Origin of the sequence: Streptomyces sp. NPDC012474, assembly GCF_042955185.1 — a bacterium.
Taxonomy (GTDB): domain Bacteria; phylum Actinomycetota; class Actinomycetes; order Streptomycetales; family Streptomycetaceae; genus Streptomyces; species Streptomyces cahuitamycinicus.
Map to the genome: position 1 here is coordinate 284,507 of NZ_JBIBEP010000004.1, position 21,903 is coordinate 306,409.

Consider the following 21,903-nt stretch of genomic DNA (forward strand, 5'->3'; position numbering starts at 1 on the left):
GGTGCCGTTCCGGGTGCGGCGGATACGGCTGGGCCCGTGGTCGGGAAGAACCCGTGCCCAGCCGTCCGCCCCACCGGCCCGGGCTCCCCCGGTCCCTCCATCCGCTCCGGGGCTTCCCCACCCCCTCCGTCCCCCGGCCGCGCCCCGGGGCTGTCCTCTCCCCCGTTCGCCCTGCATGATGGTCGGTCGACGCCCGATGGGTTCCGGTCGATCCCGGAGGACCTGTCGGTGCGGTCCAGACACGTCCATCCGATACGGAGTCCCGCTCGTGCCCAGCAAGAAGGCCCTCGTCCGCCGCCCCAGCCCGCGTCTCGCCGAGGGGCTGGTGACGCACATCGAGCGGGAGAAGATCGACGCCGATCTCGCCGTCGAGCAGTGGGAGGCGTACGTGGAGGCTCTGCGCACGCACGGCTGGGAGACCATCGAGGTGGACCCTGCCGACGACTGCCCGGACTCGGTGTTCGTAGAGGACACGGTCGTGATGTACCGGAACGTCGCGCTGATCGCGCGCCCGGGTGCCGACTCCCGGCGTGCGGAGACCGCCGGGGTCGAGGAGGCGGTGGCCGGTCTGGGCTGCTCGGTGAACTGGATCTGGGACCCGGGCACGCTGGAGGGCGGCGACGTCCTGAAGATCGGCGACACCGTCTTCGTGGGCCGGGGCGGGCGCACCAACGCCGCCGGCGTCCAGCAGCTGCGTGCCGCGTTCGAGCCGCTCGGCGCTCGGGTCGTGTCCGCGCCGGTGAGCAAGGTGCTGCATCTGAAGTCGGCGGTCACGGCGCTGCCCGACGGTACGGTCGTCGGACACATCCCCAAGATGGACACGCCCTCGCTGTTCTCGCGCTTCCTGCCGGTCCCCGAGGAGGCGGGATCACACGTCGTCCTGCTCGGCGGCGACAAGCTGCTGATGGCGGCGAGCGCGCCGAAGACCGCCGAGCTGTTCGCCGACCTCGGTTACGAACCGGTCGTCGTGGACATCAGCGAGTTCGAGAAGCTCGAGGGATGTGTGACGTGCCTCTCGGTGCGCCTGCGGGAACTGTACGCGTGACCGGACCCGCGTTCCCCGTCCGGGCCCCCGACCTGCGGGGTACGGGCAGTTGACGCGCGGACGAGCGACCCGCTGATCAGCGGCCTTTACAGCCCACTTAACCTACGGCATCGTAACCTACGGATACGTAGCCTACGATGCCGTAGGTTCACCGCACACCGCTCATACGTTTGTCCCCCTGGAGAGTCCATGACGATCACCACTCCCCACCTCGGCAGCCCGGCCGGCGCCTGGACCGACGCTCAGCTGCTGTACGCCCTGGAGGAAGTGGTCGAGAAGGAGCTCAACCGGCATCTGCAGGTCGCCAAGGACTGGATGCCGCACGAGTACGTACCGTGGAGCGACGGGCGCAACTTCCCCGGTCTCTTCGAGGACGGCGAGGCCTGGGGCAAGGAGCAGTCCAAGGTCACCGAGGTCGGCCGCATCGCGCTCGTCGTCAACCTTCTGACCGAGGACAACCTGCCCAGCTACCACCACGAGATCGCCTCGCTGTTCGGCCGCGACGGCGCCTGGGGCACCTGGGTGCACCGCTGGACCGCGGAGGAGGGCCGGCACGGCATCGTGATGCGCGACTACCTGCTCACCTCGCGCGCGGTGGACCCGGACAAGCTGGAAGAGTTCCGGATGTCCCACATGAGCGAGGGCTTCGAGTCGGACAACCGGCACTCGATGCTGCACTCGGTGGCCTACGTCGCCTTCCAGGAGCTCGCGACCCGCGTCTCTCACCGCAACACCGGCCACCAGTCCGGGGACCCGGTCTGCGACCGCATGCTGGCGCGCATCGCCACCGACGAGAACCTGCACATGGTCTTCTACCGGAACCTGCTGAAGGCGGCCTTCGAGCTGGCGCCCGACCTGACGATGATGGCCGTGCGCGACGTCATCGTGAACTTCCGGATGCCCGGCCACGGCATGCCCGGCTTCGAGCGGGCCGCCGCGCAGATGGCGATCGGCGAGATCTACAACATGCGCATCCACCACGACGACGTGCTCCAGCCCGTGCTGCGCTTCCTGAAGGTCATGGAGATCGACGGCCTGGGTCCCGAGGGCCGCAAGGCGCAGGAGGAGCTCGGTCTGTTCATGGGCGGTCTGGACTCCGAGGCGTCGAAGTTCGACGAGAAGCTGGCCGCCCGCAAGGCCCGCATGGCGGCCCGGGCCGGCGCCTGACACCGCCCCGCACACACGGTCACGAGGCCCCGGCCGCCACGAGCGGCCGGGGCCTCGTGCACGCCCACGGCGATGGCCGGAGGACGGCAGGCCTCCGCCCCCGTGGCGGGCTAGGGTCTGTCGTTCGGATCAGGCCGCAGGGAATCGGCGGATCCTCTCAACGCCCGTGAGCGGGGCCTGGCGCGTGGAGCTGCAAGGCGGAGGAGGGCGGCGACGCGATGGGGGTCCCCCCGCGCGAGCGCAGCTGAGCGTGGGGGGAGTCGACAACCGACGACAACGCCGCAGATGCGCGTGCCAGGCCCCGCGTCTGCGGACTGATCCGAACGACAGACCCTAGCGCGACACCCGCCGCAGCTCCAGCCGCTCCTTCTCCGAGAGACCGCCCCAGACACCGAAGCGCTCGTCATTGTCCAGCGCGTAGGCGAGGCAGGCCGCGCGGATCGGGCACATGCCGCAGATCCGCTTCGCCTCCCGCACCGAGCTGCCCGGTTCGGGGAAGAAGAAGTCCGCCCCCGTCTGCGCGCACAACGCCTCTTGCTGCCATTCGAGTTCGGGCGAGGTGATCGTGTCGATGTGCATGACCGGAAGCGTTGCGGGCGGCGAAAAACGTTCGATCAACGCGGGATCAACACCGCGTACCCGGGCCCCGGCCGCTTCGATGGTGGCCCGCCGGACCGGCCGGCGCACGGCGGCGCGCGGAAACACCGCACAACCCGCCACAGCGGTGCTCCGGCGGCGGATGTCACCCGCGGTGCAAGCTCGCCGACCCGTACGGCGCCCGCTTCGCCGTGATCCGCGGCGCCCCGCGGCGGAGCCGAGACCGGCTACGCAGATCCGCGCCGTACCAGCGTCGTCGGCAGCACCACGCTGGACGGTGTCGCACCGACGCCCTCCCGGGGGGCGCCCCGGTCGAGGCCGCGCAGCAGCAGGCGGGCCATCAGTCTGCCCATCTCCTCTATGTCCTGGCGGACCGTCGTGAGCGGCGGGTCGGTCTGCTCGGCGACGGGCCGCATGTCGTCGAACCCGATCACGGCCACGTCGCCCGGGACCCGGCGGCCGGCCTCGCGCAGGACGCGCAGTGCCCCGGAGGCCATGAGGTCGTTGGCGGCGAACACCGCGTCCACGTCCGGGCAACGGCCGAGGAGCTCGCGCATCGCCCGCTCGCCCCCGGCCGGGGTGAAGTCGGCCTCGGCGATCAACCGTGGGTCGGCGTCCACCATGACGTCCCGGTAGCCGTCGAGGCGGTCCGCGGCGGAGGTCTGGTCGAGGGCGCCGGTGATGTGCGCGATGCGGGTGCGGCCGAGGCCGGCCAGGTGGCGGACGGCGTCGCGGGCGCCGCCGCGGTTGTCGCTGTCGACGTAGACCACGTCGCGCCGGTCGCCGCTCCAGCCGGGCCGCCCCCCGAAGACGGTGGGGACGCCGGCCCGCTGGATCAGTTCCGGCAGCGGGTCGTCGAGGTGCAGGGAGAAGACGAGGGCGCCGTCGACATGTCCGCCGGCGAGGTACCGGCCGACCCGGGCGTGGTCGTCCCTGCCCTCCGTGAGCAGCAGCACGAGCTGGTTGTCGTGGGCGGTGAGCTCCTTGCTGATGCCGCGCAGCTGGAGCGCGAAGAACGGGTCGGCGAAGACCCGGGTCTCCGGCTCGGCGACGACGACCGCGATCGCGTCGTGCCGCCGGGTCACCAGGGAGCGGGCGGCCTGGTTGGGTACGTACCCGAGCTCGTCGACGGCCTTGCGTACCCGCTCCACCAGGATGTCCCGCACCCCGTCGCCGCCGTTGACCACGCGGGACACGGTGGCCCGCGAGACACCGGCCCGGGCGGCCACGGCCTCCAGGGTGGGACGCGGGGCTGTGTCGGTCACTTCGGGGCTCCTCACCTGCGGCTGCGGATCAGGATAGCCCTGGGGCCGCCGTGCGGTGAGAGCGCTCTCGCGAGCTGTGCGGAGCAGTCGCCCGTCAGTGCTCGTGGCCGCCGCCCGGCGGCTCCTGACCGTGCTCGTGCGGCTCGTACCCCGGGATGGTCCCGTCCGGCTTCTTCACCAGGAACAGCCCCACCATGCCCATGTCGGAGTGGCTCTGCACGTGGCAGTGGTACATCCAGGCGCCCGCGCCGACGCCCTCACCCGCGATCACCTGGAAGCCGAACGAGTCGGCCGGTCCGGTGATCTTGTTGTCGATGACCTGGCTGGGGTCGTCGGGTCCGGTCAGCATGCCGGTGCGGTTGTCCGCCCAGCGATGACCGTGCATGTGGAACGTGTGGTAGAACTCGCCGTGCGTGATCACGACGAACTCGACGCGATCCCCCACCGTGGCCTCGAAGTCCGGACCGGAGTGCGGCGGCTTGTTGTTGATGCGCATGTCGTTGAAGACGACCGTGTGCGTCCGGTCCGGCAGGACGTCGCCCTTGCGGCGGACGATGACCGGGCCGAACAGGCCCTTCTGGAGTCCCACCGTGCCGTGCTCGGTGCCGACGACGTGGTCGTGGTAGTGCCAGTAGCCCGCGCTGCCCGCCCGCCAGGTGCCGTCCTTGCGTCGGCCGGGGGCGTGGGTGCGCCAGGTGTAGGTGCGGGTGCCGCCCGGTTCGACATGGCTGCGGTTCATCTTCGTGCCGTCGCTGGTGATTTCGTAGTCCAGGCCGTGGACGTGCAGGCTGACCGCCACGTCCATGGTGTTCTCGAAGTCGACGTGCAGCGTGTCGCCTTCGTTGAGTTCGATCAGCGGGCCCGGTACGGACGCCTTGCCCTTCTCCAGGCCGTAGCCCATCTGCCCGTCGGCCAGCTTCTCGGCGTACAGCTTGATGCGCTTCACCTCGCCCCCGGCGGGCGCCGTCTTCGCCGGTCCGGCGGCGCCGACGGCCTCCGGCGCCACGGACAACGATGTCGCGACGGCCGCGCCGCCCAGCAGGACCCGCCGGTTGAAGCTGCGTCTGTCCATGCGGAACTCCCCACCCTGGTAAGGCTTTTACGGAGGCGTACCTGTGATGAACCTGTGCGACGGTACCGGCCGCGCTGCCGTTTATCCACACTCAAGACAAAGTTGACGCCATCCCGGTCATAGGTATTGGCGCAACAGGCAAAGGGGTTTAGCTTCCTTGGCGGTGTTGCTGTGACCGAGGAGGTGCCCATGCACTTACGAGGGTTGAGCACGAGAAGACGCGGCTGGGCGGCGTCCGTCGCCGCCGGGGTCGTGACGGTGGGGCTGCTGTCGGGCCCCGCCGCGACCGCGCGCCCTTATCCCGAACCCATGCCGACAACGATGTCGATCAAGTCGCCGCCCGGCGGCGCGAATGTACGGGTGCTGATCTTCCACGGTTCCGCGGCGGCCGGGGAGGAGTCGCCGGTCGTGAACGCCGGGATCGAGGCCATCGAGGACATCGGCCTGTCGGGCCCGTCGGACCGCCGTTTCAAGGTGCAGGCCACCGGCGACGCCTCGGTGTTCACCGACGGGACGAGACTCGGCCGCTTCCACGCGATCGTGTTCCTGACCGGCGGGGGCGATGTCCTCGACGCGGAGCAGGAGGCGGGCCTGGAGGCCTACATGGAGGCCGGCGGCGGGTTCGTCGGCATCCATGACGCGGCGCGCGCGGAGCCGTACTCGGACTGGTTCACCGGACTGGTGGGCGCCCGTCCGGCCGCGTCGAGCCCCACGGCCGTGCAGCGCGCGACCGTGGAGGTCGGCGACCGCGGGCACCCCGCCACCAGGGATCTGCCCGTGCAGTGGAAACGCCCGGACCGGTGGCTGAACTGGGTGAAGAACCCGTCGGGCGAGGTGCACACGGTGGCGCGGGTCCGCGAGTCGACGTACCAGCCGGGCACGGGCGCCAACGGCTGGGACCATCCGGTCAGCTGGTGCCGGGACTACGACGGCGGCCGGTCCTTCTACACGGGCATGGGCGGCACGGTGTCGTCGTACGACGAGACCGACTTCCGCGATCATCTGCGCGGCGCGCTGATGTGGACGACCCGGCTGGAGCAGGCCGACTGCAAGGCAACCATCAACGCCCACTACGCGGCGGAGCGGTTGACCAAGCCCAACCAGCCGGGGCAGAACGACCAGATCGGCGAGCCGCACGGGCTCGTCACCGCGCCCGACGGCCGGGTGTTCTACATCGGCCGGGGCGGCGCCGACTCCTCGCAGCCCGTGATCACGGACTGGAACAACCCCGACATCGGCAAGGGCAAGGGCGAGATCCACGTCTACGACCCGAAGACCAAGCAGGTCACCCTGGCCGGCGCGCTCACCGTCTTCGGCAACAAGGGCGGCGGCGACGAACTGGTCAAGGTCGAGGAGGGGCTGCTCGGCATCGAGCTGGACCCGGGGTTCGCGCAGAACGGCTGGGTGTACCTGCACTACACGCCGCACGAGCGGATCGACCGCGAGACGCGGATGGCCGAGCGGCGGGTCTCCCGGTTCACACTCGACCGGGCCACGAACAAACTGGACCTCGCCAGTGAGAAGGTCCTCCTCAAGTGGCCGGTGCAGATCCACAGTTGCTGCCACGCGGGCGGCGGGATGGCCTGGGACTCCAAGGGCAACCTCTACATCGCCACCGGTGACAACAACTCCAGCGGATTCAGCGGTGGTTACTCGGGAAACAACCCGGAGCCGAACTACAAGGGCGTCTCCTTCGCCGACGCGCGCCGCACCGCGGGCAACACCAACAACCTCAACGGCAAGATCCTGCGCATCCACCCGGAGCCGGACGGGACGTACACACTCCCCGAGGGCAACCTGTTCACCGGGAAGGAGACCGCCGAGGGCGGCGGCAAGACCCGTGGCGAGATCTACGTGATGGGCGTCCGCAACCCGGCACGCATCTCCGTCGACAAGTCGACCGACGTGCTCTACGCGGGCTGGGTCGGGCCGGACGCGAGCGCGCCCTCGACGACCTGGGGTCCGGCCAAGTACGACACGTTCGCCGCCATCACCAAGGCGGGGAACCGCGGCTGGCCGTACTGCATGGGTAACAAGCAGCCCTACCGGGACCGCAATCTGCCGGATCCCTCCAAGCCGCTGGGCTGGTACGACTGCGACCGCCCGAAGAACGAGTCGCCGAACAACGACGGCCTGGTGAACCTTCCGCCGGTGACCGGAAACAACATCTGGTACTCGCCGTCGGGCGGTGCGCCGGACTACCCGAGGGACGCGAACGGTGTCCCGTCGTACAAGCCGGCGGAGGCCACGTACCGGCTGCCCTGGCTGAAGGGCGGCGGGCAGGCCGCGATGAACGGGCCGGTGTACCGGTACGGCGCGGTCGCGGCGGACAGTGCGGTCAAGTGGCCGGCCTACTGGGACGGCAAGTGGTTCGTCGGTGACTTCTACGACGCCGACCAGCCGCGCAACGCGGTGCTCATGGACCCGAAGACGCAGGGCGACGGCGGTCTGCCGGTGCACTCGGAGTCGCTGAAGAAGATCGTGCCGGTCGGCAACGACGGCATCAAGAACCTCATGGACTGGAGGTTCGGTCCGGACGGCGCGCTGTACGTCCTGGACTACGGGCGCGGCTTCTTCACCTCGGACTCCAAGTCGGCCCTGTGGCGGGTCACCTACAAGGGCGGCGGGCCCACGCCGGCCGCCGGCCTGCTGGCGAGGGGGACCGAGTGATCCGGAGTCGAAGAATCTGGGCCGCCCTGCTGGCCGCCCTGCTGACGCTGCTCGGCATGCAGGCCCTGCCCGCCGCCGGGCAGCCCGGGAAGGAGGCCGCCGACCAGGTGCTCACCTGGACGGCCGGCAACGACATCGACAAGTACCTCTCCGCACCGAAGACGGCAGTCGCCGGCACGGCCACGATCGTCTTCGAGAACAGCACGGCCACCGGCAACACCACGGGCATGCCGCACACGCTGACGTTCGTGACCAGTGATCCCGAGTTCAACAGCGATGTGCAGCTCAACATCCTGGCCAACCCGAACGACGCCCAGGGCGGCAAGCACACGGCCCAGGTCACGCTCACGCCGGGCCGGTACTTCTACCACTGCACGATCCCCGGCCACGGCCAGATGCAGGGCATCCTCACGGTGACCGAGGGCACCGGCGAGGACACCACGGCGCCCGAGGCGTCGGCGCACGTGAGTGGCACGCAGAACGCGCAGGGCGAGTACGTCGGTTCGGCGAGCGTGGCGCTGCACGCCACCGACGAGGGCGGCTCCGGCGTCGACCGTATCGAGTACGCGACCGGCGACGCGGGTGCGTGGCAGCCGTACACCGCGCCGGTCGTCGTCGACCAGGTCGGCAGCCACGAGATCCGCTACCGGGCGTTCGACAAGGCGGGGAACGTCTCCGCCGAGAAGAGCACGGTGTTCACGGTCGTGGCGCCCCAGTCGGACGACACCACCGCGCCGGAGACCTCGGCGACGGTGAGCGGTGAGCGCGACGCCGGCGGGGCGTACATCGACATGGCGACGGTCACCGTCTCGGCCTCCGACACGGGTTCCGGGGTCAACACCATCGAGTACGCGGTCGGTTCGGGCGCCTGGCAGCCGTACACCGGGCCCGTGATGGTGCACCAGGCGGGCGAGCACAGCGTCCGCTACCGCGCCACGGACAAGGCGGGCAACGTGGCGGCGGAGAAGAGCGTGCGGTTCACGGTGGTCGCCGCGCCACCGCAGGACACCACTCCGCCGGTGACGGGTGTGACCGTGGAGGGCACGAGGAACTCCGCCGGGGCGTACGTCAACAGCGCCCGGGTGACCGTCACGGCGACCGACGCGCACGGCTCGGGCGTCGAGAGGATCGAGTACTCGCTGGACGGCGGGCCGTACCTCGCCTACACGGCGCCGGTGGTGGTCGACCGGGCGGGGGCGCACACCGTGGCCTACCGGGCGACGGACAAGGCCGGGAACACCGCCGCGGCCCGCACGGTGACCTTCACGGTCGTCTCCGGGCAGGTCCCGGCGCCCGACTGCCCGGAGTACGACGAGCGGCTGACGGTGATCGTCGGCACGGTCGACTCCGGGGTGCGCAACCGGGTGACCGACAACCGGTGCCGGATCGGCGAGCTGATCGAGGACGAGAAGGAGTGGACGTCCCAGGCGCTGTTCCTCAAGCACGTGAACTCGGTGCTGGACGCGCTGCTGAAGGAAGGGGTCATCGACCAGCGGGAGTCCAAGGCGATCCGCAAGGCCGCCCGGCAGTCGGGCATCGGCAAGCCGGGGCAGACCGAGGGCTACCGCGCGTTGTTCGACGGCACGGCGGAGTCCCTCGCCAAGTGGCAGCAGGTGGGTGGCGGTTCGTTCGGGCTGAACCCCGACGGGACGATCACCTCCGGCACCACGACGCCCGGCATGGGCATGCTGTGGTTCCCGCAGCGCAAGTACGGCGACTTCTCGCTGAAGCTCCAGTGGCGGGACGACGCACCCGGCACCGGCAACGCCAACTCGGGTGTCTTCGTGCGCTTCCCGTGGGTCCACGACCACCCGGAGGAGTCCCGCCCGGAGTGGGTCGCCATCAAGTACGGGCACGAGGTGCAGGTGCTCGACCGGCCCGACGGCGACATGTACAAGACCGGGTCGGTCTACGGCTTCGACCGTGTCGGGCTCGCCGGGGCGGGGGTGACGCAGAAGGGCACCTGGAACGACTACGAGATCCGTGTGGAGGGCCAGCACTACTCGGTGTTCCGCAACGGCGTGCTGATCAACGAGTTCGACAACGCCGGCGGCCAGGAGTTCAGCCCGCCCCGCTCGGACGACCCGGGCACGGACGGGCGGCGGTTCGCCTCCGGCTACATCGGGCTCCAGGTGCACGGCACGACGGATGTGGTCTCGTACCGGGACATCCGGATCAGGGAGCTGTAGGGGGCTCCTTCTCCTTGCGGGCCCTGCTCGGCTGCACCCGCCTGGGTTCCCCCGGCATCTTCGGATACTCCGGCGGGTACGGCAGGTCGCCCAGACCGTGGTCGTGCTCGTCGCGGCGGGCGAGGTCGAGCAGGGCTGCCAGGGAGTAGCGCTTGTCGTCCATGTCCGCGTGCACGTCGCCGAGTTCGGCGAAGCGCGCGGGCATGGTCGCGAGGTCGAAGTCCTGGGGGTGCGCGACGCCGACCTCGTCCCAGCGCAGGGGTGCGGAGACGGGGGCGTGCGGGCGGGGGCGTACGGAGTAGGCGGAGGCGATCGTGCGGTCGCGTGCCGTCTGGTTGTAGTCGATGAAGATGCGTCTGCCCCGCTCCTCCTTCCACCACTTGATGGTCACGTGCTCGGGCATCCGCCGTTCCATCTCCCGGCCGACGGCGATGGCTGCGCGCCGGACCTGGGTGAAGGTCCAGCGCGGTTCGATGGGCACGAAGACGTGCAGGCCCCGGCCTCCCGAGGTCTTGGGGAAGCCGCGCAGGCCGCCGAACTCGTCGAGCACGGACCGTAGTTCGTGGGCGGCGCGGGCGGCGTCGTCGTAGTCGGTGCCGGGCTGCGGGTCGAGGTCGATGCGGAGCTCGTCCGGGTGGTCGACGTCATCGCGGCGCACTGGCCAGGGGTGGAAGGTGAGCGTGCCGAACTGGGCGGCCCACACGACCGCTCCGGCCTCGGTGGGGCACATCTCGTCGGCACTGCGGCCGCTGGGAAAGGTGATGTGCGCGGTCGGGATCCAGCCGGGCATGTTCTTCGGCGCCCGCTTCTGGAAGAAGTTCTCGCCGTTCACGCCCTCGGGGTAGCGCTCCAGGGTGGTCGGCCGGTCGCGCAGGGCGCGCAGGATGCCGGGGCCGACGGCGATGTAGTAGCGGGCGAGGTCCAGCTTCGTGAAGCCGCGCTCCGGGAAGAACATCTTGTCCGGGCTGGACAGCCGTACGGTCCGGCCGTCCACCTCCAGTTCCACCGCGTCACCCATGCCCGCCACGGTAGGCGTCGCCCGCACACCTCGCACATCGGGCATCTACTGGCATATCGGCGCAGAATCGATCCATGGATCTGCCGGTGATGCCCCCTGTCCTGCCGATGCTCGCCAAGTCCGTGGCGGCGATCCCCGCGGGGATGCAGTACGAGGCGAAGTGGGACGGGTTCCGGGCGCTCGTGTTCCGCGACGGGGACGAGGTCGAACTGGGCAGTCGTACCGGTAAGCCTCTGACCAGGTACTTCCCCGAGCTGGTGACGGCCGTGCGGGAGCGGTTGCCCCAGCGGTGCGTGGTGGACGGGGAGATCGTGATCGCGCGGGAGGGGCACCTGGACTTCGACGCGCTGACGGAGCGGATCCACCCGGCGGACTCGCGGGTGCGGACGCTGGCCGAGCGGACACCGGCTTCGCTCGTCGTGTTCGATCTGCTGGCGCTGGGCGACGAGCCGCTGATGGACGTCCCGCTGACCGAGCGCCGGGAGCGGCTGGCCGGGGCGCTGGCCGGGGTGCGGGCGCCGGTGCACCTGGCGCCCGCCACCACCGACATCGAGGTGGCGCGGCAGTGGTTCGAGGAGTACGAGGGGGCCGGGCTCGACGGTGTCGTCGCCAAGCCGCTGACCGTGCACTACCGGCCTGATCAGCGCTCCATGTTCAAGATCAAGCACGAGCGGACGGCGGACGTCGTGGTCGCCGGCTACCGCCTGCACAAGAGCGGCCCGGTCGTGGGGTCGCTGCTGCTCGGCCTGTACGACGGCCGGGGCGCCCTCCAGCACGTGGGCGTGTCCGCCGCCTTCACGATGAAGCGCCGCGCCGAGCTGGTGGAGGAGCTGGAGCCGCTGCGCCTGGACGACGTGACGGGGCATCCATGGGCGGCGTGGTCCGAGGAGGCCGCCCACGAGACGGCCCGGCTGCCGGGGGCGCCGAGCCGCTGGTCGGGCCGCAAGGACCTGTCGTGGGTGCCGCTGCGGCCGGACCGGGTGGCCGAGGTGGCGTACGACCACATGGAGAACGGGCAGCGCTTCCGGCACACGGCCCGCTTCCGCCGCTGGCGCCCGGACCGGACCCCCGAGAGCTGCACGTACGCGCAGCTGGAGGAGCCGGTCCGTTACGACCTGGCGGAGATCCTCGGCGGCTAGCGGTGCCCGGCAGGGCTCACGGCTGCATCAGGACCTTCACCGCGCCGTCCTGCTTGCGCTGGAACATCTCGTACGCGTGCGGAGCCTCCGACAGCGGCACCCGATGGGTGGCGAAGTCGTCCACGCCGAGGGGATCCTCGTCGGTCAGGTACGGGAGGATCTCGTCGGTCCAGCGGCGGACGTTGGCCTGGCCCATCCTCAGCTGGATCTGCTTGTCGAAAAGGGTGAGCAGCGGCATCGGGTCCGCCATGCCGCCGTAGACACCGGACAGCGAGATGGTGCCGCCGCGGCGCACCAGGTCGATGGCGGTGTACAGCGCGGCGAGGCGGTCGATGCTGAAGCGCTCGGCGATCGGGCCGCCGATCTTGCGGGGCAGGATCGCGGCGGCGTTCTGCACCATGCGCGCGGCAGCGCTGCCGTGGGCCTCGGTGCCGACGGCGTCGATCACGGCGTCGGGGCCGCGGCCGTCGGTCTGGTCGCGGATCGCCTCGACGAGTTCCTTCTCGTCGTCGAAGGACCGCAGGTCGAAGGTCTCCACGCCCCGTGCCTTCGCCCGGCGCAGCCGCTCCGGGACCAGGTCGACACCGAACACCCGTCCGGCGCCCTGCACCTGGGCGACGCGGCAGGCCATGTCGCCGATGGGGCCGAGACCGAGCACGGCGACGCTGCCGCCCTGCGGGACGCCGGCGTAGGCGACCGCCTGCCAGGCGGTGGGCAGGACGTCGGAGAGGTAGACGAAGCGGTCGTCGGACGGGCCCTCGGGGACCTTGATCGGGCCGAACTGTGCCTGCGGTACGCGCAGGTACTCGGCCTGGGCGCCCGGCACCGCGCCGTACAGGCGGGTGTAGCCGAAGAGGGCGGCGCCCATGCCCTCGCCCTGCACCTGGGTGGTCTCGCACTGCGTGGGCAGGCCGGTCAGGCACATCCAGCAGCTGCCGCAGGCGATCTGGAACGGCACCACCACCCGGTCCCCCACCTGCAGGTCCGGGACGCCGGCGCCGACCTCCTCGACGATGCCCATGGGTTCATGGCCGAGGATGTCGCCGGGGGTCATGAACGGTGTGAGCACTTCGTACAGGTGCAGGTCGGATCCGCACAGCCCGCTGGAGGTGATGCGGATGACCGCGTCCGTCGGCTCCTGGATCGTCGGATCGGGCACGTTCTCCACCCGCACGTCCCGCTTGCCCTGCCAGGTCACTGCCCTCATCGCCTCGCGCTCCCTCCGTCAGCGTGCGCGTCGGTCGTACGGCGTGGCCCGGGTACCCGGACGCCCCGCGCTGAACCTTGAGCGATCGCCCGCGCCGAGCCTGAGCCGATCGCCCGCGCTGACCTTTGACCCGATCGCCCGCGCCGAATCTCGACCCGATCGCCCGCGCTGAACCTTGAGCCGATCGACGGACGCCGCCGAGACACTTCACCGCCAAGAACGATCGACTATGGCCATTGATGTTCAGATAAGCGCACAATCAAGGCAGATCGATGACATAAGGCGCGGTGGCGACGGTGGGCATGGGACGAGGAGCGCGCGGACGACGCGCCGCGACGACGGTGGCGCTGCTGGCCGCCACGGTGACGGCCGCCCTGGCGGCGGGCTGCACGAGCGGGGGCGGACCGCGCGACGACGGACGGGGCTCACCGGAGGACTCGAAGCGCGGGACATCCCCCTCGGCGGCCGGCCCCTCCGCCCTCGCCGTCAAGATCGACAACGCCGCCGCGGCCCGTCCGCACACGGGCGTCGACGCCGCGGACGTGGTCTACGCCGAGCAGGTCGAGGGCGGGCTGAGCCGGCTGATGGCGGTGTACGCAACCCGGTTGCCGGAGACGGTCGGGCCGGTGCGCAGCGCACGTGAGTCGGATCTGGAACTGCTGCGCCAGTTCGACCGCCCCACGCTCGCCTTCTCCGGCGCGCAGACGAAGCTCCTGCCACTGATCGACAAGGCGCCGCTGCGGGCGCAGACACCCGGCAACGCCGCCGACGCCTTCTTCCGCGGCTCCGGCAAGAGCGCCCCGCACAACCTCTACCTGCGGCCCGGACGGATCGTGCCCGACGCTCCCGGCCAGGCCGCCCTGACCACCGGTTTCCGCTACGGCCCGGCGCCCGAAGGAGGCACGGCGACGGAATCCCGGGCGGTGCGCTACCCGGCGGCGCGTTTCACCTTCACCTGGTCGGACTCCCGCGACCGGTGGCTGGTGGGCATGGACGGCACTCCCGCGACGACGGCCGGCGGGGAACGGATGACGGCCGCGACGGTCGTCGTGCAGCACGTGAAAGTGCGCGAGTCCGACTTCGGGGACTTCCTCGGCAACAACACGCCGTACACCGAGACGGTCGGCTCGGGCAAGGCGACGGTGCTGCGCGACGGGCGGGCCTGGGACGTGAACTGGAAGCGGGAGAAGGCCACGGACGGCACCTCCTTCACCACCCGCGACGGCACTCCGGTGAACTTCGCGAAGGGCCAGGTGTGGGTGGTGTACTCCGAGGCGCCCTGACGGCCCGCTCGGGCCGCGTCCGTCAGCGGGGCGCCGCCAGGGGCTCCTCGGGATTGCGGAGCCCCTCGGCCGCGTCCGCGACCCGCCGGATGAGATCGAAGAACACCGTCCGCTCGTCGGCGGTCAGCGGGGCGAGGAACACCTGGTTCATCCGGGCGGTGCGCACGGTCAGCCTGCGGTGCGTGCGCTCCCCCTCGCCGGTGAGGTGCAGCAGGGAGCGGCGGCCGTCCTGGGGGTCGCGGACCTTGTCGAGCAGCCCGCGCCGACTGAGCCGGCTGATCACCTCGGCGATGGTGGACCGGTCGAGCCCCACCCGCTCCCCCACGGTGCGCTGGTCCAGGCCGGGCTCGGCGACGAGGGTGTTCAGGACCGCGAACTGGGGCGAGGTGATCTCCTCGGAGACCATCGCGTTCCACAACAGGTAGTGCGCCTGCTGGAGCCGCCGGGCCAGGTGCCCGGGGTGGGTGGTGAGGTCCGCGGCCGCCATGTGCACCCCTCGGTCGATTTAATCGGTGCACTGAACAATACGCACACCGCGGGACGCTGTCTCCCGCTTGCACGGAGGATCACAGGAGTATCTGTCGAGGTCTTGACGCCCTACGGCCCCGATGGCAGCGTGAGGAACCGTTCGCGGAAATACTCAGTGCCCTGATTAATCTGGTCGGGTCGCTCGGAAGAGATGGGGCTCCTCGGATGGACAAGGTGGTCGCCACGGCCCTGGAGGCGGTGGCCGACGTGCCGGACGGCGCGTCGCTCGCGGTGGGCGGTTTCGGTCTGAGCGGTGTGCCGAACGTTTTGATCGGGGCGTTGTTCGAGCGCGGCGTGGCCGGGCTGTCGGTGGTCTCCAACAACTGCGGGGCGATGGAGTCGGGCCTCGCGGTGCTGCTGGCCGCCGGCCGGATCGCCCGGGTCACCGGCTCCTACATCGGCGCCAACAAGGAGTTCGCCCGGCAGTACCTGGCCGGCGAGCTGGAGGTCGAGCTGATTCCGCAGGGCACGCTGGCCGAGCGGCTGCGGGCCGGCGGCGCCGGGATCCCGGCCTTCTACACCCCGGCCGGCGTGGGCACCCAGGTGGCCGACGGCGGGCTGCCCTGGCGCTACGACGGTGCGGGCGGGGTCGCGCTCGCCTCGCCGCCGAAGGAGGTCAGGGAGTTCGACGGCACCGAGTTCGTGCTGGAGCGGGGCATCCGCACCGACTTCGCCCTGGTCCGGGCCGCCAAGGGCGACCGGCACGGCAACCTCGTCTTCAACAAGTCCTCCCGGAACTTCAACCCGCCGGCCGCGATGGCCGGGCGGATCACGGTCGCCGAGGTGGAGGAGCTGGTGGAGCCCGGCGAGATCGACCCGGACGCGGTGCACGTGCCGGGTGTCTTCGTCCAGCGGGTGCTCGCGCTCACCCCGCGGCAGGCGACGGACAAGAAGATCGAGCAGCGGACGGTGAGGTCCTGATGGCCTGGACGCGCGCGGAGATGGCCGCACGGGCGGCGCGGGAGCTGCGGGACGGCCAGTACGTCAATCTCGGCATCGGCCTGCCGACGCTGATCCCGAACCACCTGCCCGACGGTGTCGAAGTCGTCCTCGAATCGGAGAACGGCATCCTGGGCACCGGCCCCTACCCCACCGAGGACGAAGTCGACCCGGACCTGATCAACGCGGGCAAGGAGACGGTGACGGTACTGCCGGGCGCCTCCTACTTCGACTCGGCGCTGTCGTTCTCGATGATCCGGGGCGGGCACATCGACGTCGCCGTGCTCGGTGCCATGCAGGTCTCCGAGCGGGGCGACCTGGCCAACTGGGCCGTCCCCGGCAAGCTGATCACCGGGATCGGCGGGGCGATGGACCTGGTGCACGGCGCCCGCACGGTCATCGTGGTGATGACGCACACCGCCAAGGACGGCTCCCCCAAGATCCTCACCGAGTGCGCGCTGCCGCTGACCGGCAAGGGGTGCGTGAACCGGATCATCACCGACCTGGGCGTCCTCGACGTCACCGACGCCGGGCTCGTCCTGGTCGAGACCGCGCCGGGTGTGACCGCCGAGGAGATCGTCACCCGGACCGACGCCGAACTGACCGTGCCGGAGGACCTGAAGTGAAGGACGTCTACATCGTCGACGCGGTCCGCACGCCGATCGGCCGCTACAACGGCGGCCTCGCGGGCGTACGCCCGGACGACCTGGCCGCGCACGCCATCCGCGAACTCCTCGGCCGCACGCCGGAGCTGGACCCGGCCCGGGTCGAGGACGTGTACTTCGGCAACGCCAACGGGGCCGGCGAGGAGAACCGCAACGTCGGCCGGATGGCCGCGCTGCTCGCCGGCCTGCCCACGTCCGTGCCGGGCGTGACGGTCAACCGGCTGTGCGCGTCCGGCCTGGAGGCCGTGATCCAGGCGGCCCGGGCCATCGCGCTCGGCGACGCGTCCATCGCCCTGGCCGGCGGTGTCGAGTCCATGACCCGGGCGCCGTACGTCCTGCCCAAGAGCGACAAGCCCTTCCCGGCCGGGCACACCGAGCTGTACTCGACGACGCTCGGCTGGCGGATGGTCAACCCGCGCATGGAGCCGCAGTGGACGATCCCGCTGGGCGAGTCGGCCGAACTCATCGCGGACAAGCACAAGATCGGCCGGGAGCAGCAGGACGAGTTCGCCCTGCGCAGCCACCAGAAGGCGGCGCGGGCGCAGGCCGAGGGCCTGTTCGACGGCGAGCTGGCGCCCGTGGCGATTCCGCAGCGCAGGGGCGAGCCCGTGGTCCTCGCCGCGGACGAGAGCGTCCGCCCGGATGCCTCCCTGGCGGCGATGGCCAGGCTGAAACCGTCGTTCCGCACGGACGGCGGCACGGTGACGGCGGGCAACGCCTCGCCCCTGAACGACGGCGCGGCGGCGCTGCTGCTCGTCGACGACGAGGGGTTGAGGGCGACGGGCCGCGAGCCGCTCGCCCGTGTCCGTGCCACGGGTGTCTCCGCGACCGACCCGCACTACTTCGGGCTGGCGCCCGTGGAGGCGGTCAACCGGGCGCTGGCCAAGGCGGGCAAGGGGTTCGGCGACCTGTCCGTGCTGGAGCTGAACGAGGCGTTCGCCGCGCAGGTGCTCGGATGTGTGGCCGAGTGGCCCGAGTTCGATCCCGCGATCCTCAATGCGCAGGGCGGTGCGATCGCCCTCGGTCATCCTCTGGGGGCGTCCGGGGCACGGCTGGCCGGGACGGTGGCCCATCAGCTGGCCCGGCGGGGCCGCGGAGTCGGTGTCGCCACGCTGTGCATCGGGGTGGGGCAAGGGCTCGCTCTCGTTCTGGAACGCTGAGCGATCCGCGCGGCTGCGGGCCGTTCGTGGCTGGCCGCGCGCCCGCGCGGCGGAGCCGCATATCGATCCAGCCCCGCGATCCTTCGGCCACGCCCCTCCCTCTGCCGATGACAACCGGAAGAACCTTTCAGGGACCCCCATGACTCTCACGCAGCACGACATCGACCAGGAGATCGCGGCCAAGCACGCCGCGTACGAGAAGCGGCTCGCCGACGGAGGGCCCGTCGAGCACCAGCCCCGGCGTGACTACGCGCCCTACCGGTCATCGGTGCTCCGGCACCCCAAGCAGCCGCCGGTCACGATCGACGTCAGCAAGGACCCCGAGCTGGTGGAGCTGTTCTCCCCCGCCTTCGGGGAGCGGGACATCACCGAGATCGACAACGACCTCACCCGGCAGCACGCCGGAGAGCCGATCGGTGAGCGCATCACCGTCTCCGGACGGCTCCTGGACCGCGACGGCCGCCCGGTCCGCGGCCAGCTCGTGGAGATCTGGCAGGCCAACTCGGCGGGCCGCTACGCCCACCGGCGCGAGCAGCACGACGCCCCGCTGGACCCCAACTTCACCGGTGTGGGCCGCACGCTCACCGACGACGACGGCCGGTACCGGTTCACCACCGTCCAGCCGGGGCCGTACCCGTGGCGCCAGCACGTCAACGCCTGGCGGCCGGCGCACATCCACTTCTCGCTGTTCGGCACGGCGTTCACCCAGCGGCTCGTGACGCAGATGTACTTCCCGAGCGACCCGCTGTTCCCCTACGACCCGATCATCCAGTCCGTGACGGACGACGCGGCCCGGCAGCGGCTGGTCGCGACGTACGACCACAGCCTGTCGGTACCGGAGTTCTCGATGGGTTACCACTGGGACATCGTGCTGGACGGCCCGCAGGCCACCTGGATCGAAGAAGGGCGCTGACCAGTCATGACGAGGATCGACACCAGCCGGCCGGACAGTGTGCTGCCCACCCCCTCGCACACCGTCGGCCCGTTCTACGGCCACGCCCTGCCTTTCCGCGGCGGCGAGGACATCGCCCCCGTCGGGCACCCGGACACCGTCACCGTGCACGGCTGCGTCACCGACGGCGAGGGCACACCCCTGCCCGACGCCCTGATCGAGCTGTGGGGCCCGGACCCCGACGGCAACCTGCCGACGGCCGACGGCTCGATGCGGCGCGACCCGGCCTCGGGCGGCTTCCTCGGGCGCGACGGCGTGGAGTTCACGGGCTGGGGACGGATCCAGACCGACGCGAGCGGTCACTGGTACGCGCGGACGCTGCGGCCCGGCGCCCGCGGGCGCAACGCCCCGTACCTGAGCGTGTGCGTGTTCGCGCGCGGGCTGCTCGTGCACCTGTACACCCGGATCTACCTGCCGGGCGACGCGGCGGCGCTCGCCGCCGATCCGCTGCTGGCCGGGCTGGCGGACGCCCGCCGCGACACGCTGATCGCCGCTGCGGAGGGGGACGGCACGTACCGTTTCGACATCCGCCTTCAGGGTGAGGGCGAGACGGTCTTCCTGGAGTTCCAGTGACATCTCCCTCAGGCGACACCGGACTGCTGGCCCCCGGGTGGGCCGGTTCGGCGGCCGCGGCGGCCACGGGCGACCACGCGTATCTGCGGGCGCTGCTGGACGCGGAGGCCGCGCTGACCCGCGCGCAGGCCGCCTCGGGGCTCGCCCCGGCCGAGGCGGCGACGGCGGTGACCGAGGCGGCCGGTGGCGCCTTCGACGCGGTCTCCCTCGCCGGGCGGGCCCGCACGGGCGGCAATCCCGTCATCCCCCTGGTCACGGATCTGACGGAAGCCGTGGGCGAGACCTACGGCCCCTACGTCCACCGGGGCGCGACCAGCCAGGACATCGTGGACACGGCGACGATGCTGGTCGCCTCACGGACCCTCGGCCTGGTCCTCGCCGACCTCGGCCGTACCGAGCAGGCCCTCGCCCGGCTGGCCGCCGAGCATCGCGACACCGCGATGCCGGGACGGACCCTCACCCAGCACGCCGTACCGACCACGTTCGGGCTGAAGGCGGCCGGGTGGCGGTCCCTGGTGCTGGACTCGCGGGACCGGGTGAAAGCCGTCCGGGAGTCGTTGCCGGCCCAACTCGGCGGTGCGGCCGGGACGCTGGCGGCCTTCGGCGCGTACGGCGCTAGCGACCCGGCCGGGCTGCCGGAGGCGTACGCCCGGGAACTCGGGCTGCGGGCGCCCGATCTGCCCTGGCACACCCTGCGGACGCCGATCGGTGACCTCGCCGCATGCCTGGCCTTCGCCGCCGGCGCGCTCGGCAAGGTCGCGGTGGACGTCCTCACCCTGTCGCGGACCGAGATCGCCGAGGTCGTGGAGGGCAGCGGCGGGGGTTCGTCCGCCATGCCGCACAAGTCCAATCCCGTACGGTCCACCCTGATCGCCTCCGCCGCGCGGCGGGCACCGCAGCTCGCGGCCACGCTGTACGGGGCCATGGCCGCCGAGGACGAGCGTCCGGCGGGGGCCTGGCACGCCGAGTGGGAGCCGCTGCGGGACCTGCTGCGGCTGGTCGGCGGGGCCGCCCGGGACGCCGCCGAGCTGGCGGAGGGACTGCGGGTCAGGCCCGGGGTCATGCGCGAACACCTGGACGTCACCAACGGGTTGATCGTCTCCGAGCGGCTGTCCGCCGAACTGGCCCCGGTGCTGGGCCGCACCCGCGCCAAGGAACTCCTCACGCGGCTGGCCGCGGAGGGGCGCCCGCTCGCCGAGGCACCGGAGCTCGCGGACGTCGACCTCGATCCGACCCAGTACACGGGCTCCGCCGGGGCCCTCACCGACCGCGCCCTGGAGCGACGTTGACACTCCTGAACCATCGTGCCGAAGGACCCTCCTCCGCTCCTCCGCTGCTGCTCGGCCCCTCGCTCGGCACCTCGTACGCCCTGTGGGACGAGGTGGCGCCCGAGCTGTCGGCCGGCCACCGGGTGGTCCGCTGGGACCTGCCGGGGCACGGCGGTTCGGCCGCCGGCCTCATCGGGGCGGGCGCGACGGTCGGCGACCTCGCCGGGCTGGTGCTGGCGCTCGCCGATTCGCTCGGCATCGAGCGGTTCGCGTACGCGGGCGTGTCACTGGGCGGGGCCGTGGGGCTGCATCTCGCGGTGCACCATCCGCAACGGCTGTCGTCACTGGCCGTGATCTGCTCGTCGGCGCACTTCAACGGTTCCACGCCGTGGGAGGAACGGGCCGCGCTGGTGCGGAGGGAGGGGCTGGCCGGACTGGCGGAGAACGCGGGCGCACGCTGGTTCGCCGACGGCTTCAGTGTGCCGCGCCTGCTCCGGGACCACCGGGACGCCGATCCCGAGGCTTACGCCGCCTGCTGTGACGCACTCGCCGCGTTCGACCTGCGGGACCGGCTCGCGGAGATCGCCGTACCGGCCCTGCTGATCGCCGGCCGCGAGGATCCCGCGACGCCGCCCGCGCATCTGCGGGAGATCGCCGACGCCGTGCCGGGCGCGACGCTCGTGGAGCTGCCGGGCGCCTCGCACCTGGCGCCCGCGCAGTGCCCGGAGGCGGTGCTGACCGCCCTGCGCGCCCACCTCGGCCAGGGGGCACTCCCGGGGATGGCGGTACGGCGCGAGGTGCTCGGCGACGCCCACGTCGACCGGGCGCAGGACCGGCAGACTCCGTTCACGGCCCGCTTCCAGGACTTCATCTCACGCTACGCCTGGGGCGAGATCTGGACCGACCCGACCCTCTCGCGCCGCGAGCGCAGCATGATCACCCTCACCGCCCTGGTCGCCCACGGCCACTACGACGAACTGGCCATGCACGTCCGCGCGGCCCGCCGAAACGGCCTCACCCCGGAGGAGATCGGCGCGGTGCTGCTCCAGACGGCGGTGTACTGCGGAGTGCCGGCCGCGAACTCGGCGTTCGCGACGGCCCAGCGGGTACTGGCGGAGGAGGAGGGCACCGCTTGAACCCAGGCGGGGGCGCCATGTCGGGCCCTG

The 21,903-nt window shown here is 71.5% G+C and carries 19 protein-coding genes; 13 read left to right on the forward strand and 6 right to left on the reverse strand.

Annotated elements, in window-relative coordinates; translation table 11 throughout:
* Window positions 1-268 precede the first annotated feature (268 nt).
* Both ddaH and ACFY9S_RS11975 read left to right on the forward strand, forming a co-directional pair.
* Complete coding sequence (gene ddaH, locus ACFY9S_RS11970) at window positions 269-1,045, forward strand: dimethylargininase (protein ID WP_102912264.1); 777 nt, start codon at window positions 269-271, stop codon at window positions 1,043-1,045.
* A gap of 189 nt (window positions 1,046-1,234) precedes the next feature.
* Window positions 1,235-2,212 carry an acyl-ACP desaturase gene (locus tag ACFY9S_RS11975; RefSeq protein ID WP_391126127.1) on the forward strand — a complete coding sequence of 326 codons (978 nt, stop codon included), beginning with the start codon at window positions 1,235-1,237 and terminating at the stop codon, window positions 2,210-2,212.
* Window positions 2,213-2,545: 333 nt separating this feature from the next.
* Here ACFY9S_RS11975 and ACFY9S_RS11980 read toward each other — a convergent pair whose 3' ends face one another.
* The 3 genes from ACFY9S_RS11980 to ACFY9S_RS11990 form a co-directional block, all read right to left on the reverse strand.
* Window positions 2,546-2,791 carry a WhiB family transcriptional regulator gene (locus tag ACFY9S_RS11980; protein ID WP_180989751.1) on the reverse strand — a complete coding sequence of 82 codons (246 nt, stop codon included), beginning with the start codon at window positions 2,789-2,791 and terminating at the stop codon, window positions 2,546-2,548.
* Window positions 2,792-3,036: 245 nt separating this feature from the next.
* On the reverse strand, window positions 3,037-4,074 hold the full coding sequence (locus ACFY9S_RS11985; RefSeq protein ID WP_391126130.1) for a substrate-binding domain-containing protein: 1,038 nt from the start codon (window positions 4,072-4,074) through the stop codon (window positions 3,037-3,039).
* 94 nt (window positions 4,075-4,168) lie between these two features.
* A complete protein-coding gene (locus ACFY9S_RS11990; RefSeq protein ID WP_391126133.1) occupies window positions 4,169-5,146 on the reverse strand; it encodes a multicopper oxidase domain-containing protein in 978 nt (325 codons plus the stop codon).
* A 189-nt stretch (window positions 5,147-5,335) separates the two neighbouring features.
* Between ACFY9S_RS11990 and ACFY9S_RS11995 the strand changes: the two genes are divergently transcribed.
* Both ACFY9S_RS11995 and ACFY9S_RS12000 read left to right on the forward strand, forming a co-directional pair.
* A complete protein-coding gene (locus tag ACFY9S_RS11995; protein WP_391126136.1) occupies window positions 5,336-7,816 on the forward strand; it encodes a ThuA domain-containing protein in 2,481 nt (826 codons plus the stop codon).
* A 56-nt stretch (window positions 7,817-7,872) separates the two neighbouring features.
* Entirely contained in the window at window positions 7,873-10,005 is a 2,133-nt protein-coding gene (locus ACFY9S_RS12000; protein ID WP_391126609.1) for an OmpL47-type beta-barrel domain-containing protein, read from the forward strand.
* Here ACFY9S_RS12000 and ligD read toward each other — a convergent pair.
* Window positions 9,992-11,023 carry a non-homologous end-joining DNA ligase gene (gene ligD / locus ACFY9S_RS12005; RefSeq protein WP_391126139.1) on the reverse strand — a complete coding sequence of 344 codons (1,032 nt, stop codon included), beginning with the start codon at window positions 11,021-11,023 and terminating at the stop codon, window positions 9,992-9,994. The two genes, ACFY9S_RS12000 and ligD, sit on opposite strands and share 14 nt — an antisense overlap.
* Before the next feature lie 74 nt (window positions 11,024-11,097).
* Here ligD and ACFY9S_RS12010 point away from each other — a divergent pair, with 74 nt between their 5' ends.
* Window positions 11,098-12,162 carry an ATP-dependent DNA ligase gene (locus ACFY9S_RS12010; protein ID WP_391126142.1) on the forward strand — a complete coding sequence of 355 codons (1,065 nt, stop codon included), beginning with the start codon at window positions 11,098-11,100 and terminating at the stop codon, window positions 12,160-12,162.
* A 16-nt stretch (window positions 12,163-12,178) separates the two neighbouring features.
* Here ACFY9S_RS12010 and ACFY9S_RS12015 read toward each other — a convergent pair whose 3' ends face one another.
* A complete protein-coding gene (locus tag ACFY9S_RS12015; RefSeq protein WP_391126145.1) occupies window positions 12,179-13,369 on the reverse strand; it encodes an alcohol dehydrogenase catalytic domain-containing protein in 1,191 nt (396 codons plus the stop codon).
* Window positions 13,370-13,671: 302 nt separating this feature from the next.
* Between ACFY9S_RS12015 and ACFY9S_RS12020 the strand changes: the two genes are divergently transcribed.
* Window positions 13,672-14,652, forward strand: coding sequence for a DUF3048 domain-containing protein (locus ACFY9S_RS12020; RefSeq protein ID WP_391126148.1), 981 nt, complete (start codon window positions 13,672-13,674; stop codon window positions 14,650-14,652).
* Window positions 14,653-14,674: 22 nt separating this feature from the next.
* Here the strand turns inward: ACFY9S_RS12020 and ACFY9S_RS12025 are convergent, their stop codons facing one another.
* On the reverse strand, window positions 14,675-15,139 hold the full coding sequence (locus tag ACFY9S_RS12025) for a MarR family transcriptional regulator (RefSeq protein ID WP_391126151.1): 465 nt from the start codon (window positions 15,137-15,139) through the stop codon (window positions 14,675-14,677).
* 206 nt (window positions 15,140-15,345) lie between these two features.
* On the opposite strand from ACFY9S_RS12025, the gene ACFY9S_RS12030 reads away from it, so the two are divergent.
* From ACFY9S_RS12030 to pcaD, 7 genes are all read left to right on the forward strand, one after another.
* Window positions 15,346-16,101, forward strand: coding sequence for a 3-oxoacid CoA-transferase subunit A (locus tag ACFY9S_RS12030; RefSeq protein ID WP_391126153.1), 756 nt, complete (start codon window positions 15,346-15,348; stop codon window positions 16,099-16,101).
* On the forward strand, window positions 16,101-16,745 hold the full coding sequence (locus tag ACFY9S_RS12035) for a 3-oxoacid CoA-transferase subunit B (RefSeq protein ID WP_391126155.1): 645 nt from the start codon (window positions 16,101-16,103) through the stop codon (window positions 16,743-16,745). Before ACFY9S_RS12030 ends, ACFY9S_RS12035 begins: the two co-directional genes overlap by 1 nt.
* Window positions 16,742-17,944 (forward strand): acetyl-CoA C-acyltransferase, encoded by a 1,203-nt coding sequence (locus ACFY9S_RS12040; RefSeq protein ID WP_391126158.1) that lies wholly within the window; start codon window positions 16,742-16,744, stop codon window positions 17,942-17,944. Before ACFY9S_RS12035 ends, ACFY9S_RS12040 begins: the two co-directional genes overlap by 4 nt.
* 139 nt (window positions 17,945-18,083) lie before the next feature.
* Window positions 18,084-18,857: a protocatechuate 3,4-dioxygenase subunit beta gene (gene pcaH, locus ACFY9S_RS12045; RefSeq protein WP_391126161.1), complete on the forward strand. Its 774-nt coding sequence runs from the start codon at window positions 18,084-18,086 to the stop codon at window positions 18,855-18,857.
* A 6-nt stretch (window positions 18,858-18,863) separates the two neighbouring features.
* A complete protein-coding gene (pcaG, locus tag ACFY9S_RS12050; protein ID WP_391126164.1) occupies window positions 18,864-19,469 on the forward strand; it encodes a protocatechuate 3,4-dioxygenase subunit alpha in 606 nt (201 codons plus the stop codon).
* Window positions 19,466-20,758 (forward strand): 3-carboxy-cis,cis-muconate cycloisomerase, encoded by a 1,293-nt coding sequence (gene pcaB / locus ACFY9S_RS12055; protein WP_391126167.1) that lies wholly within the window; start codon window positions 19,466-19,468, stop codon window positions 20,756-20,758. The genes pcaG and pcaB overlap by 4 nt, the downstream gene beginning before the upstream one ends.
* On the forward strand, window positions 20,755-21,873 hold the full coding sequence (pcaD, locus tag ACFY9S_RS12060) for a 3-oxoadipate enol-lactonase (RefSeq protein ID WP_391126170.1): 1,119 nt from the start codon (window positions 20,755-20,757) through the stop codon (window positions 21,871-21,873). Before pcaB ends, pcaD begins: the two co-directional genes overlap by 4 nt.
* The last annotated feature ends 30 nt before the right edge of the window (window positions 21,874-21,903 follow it).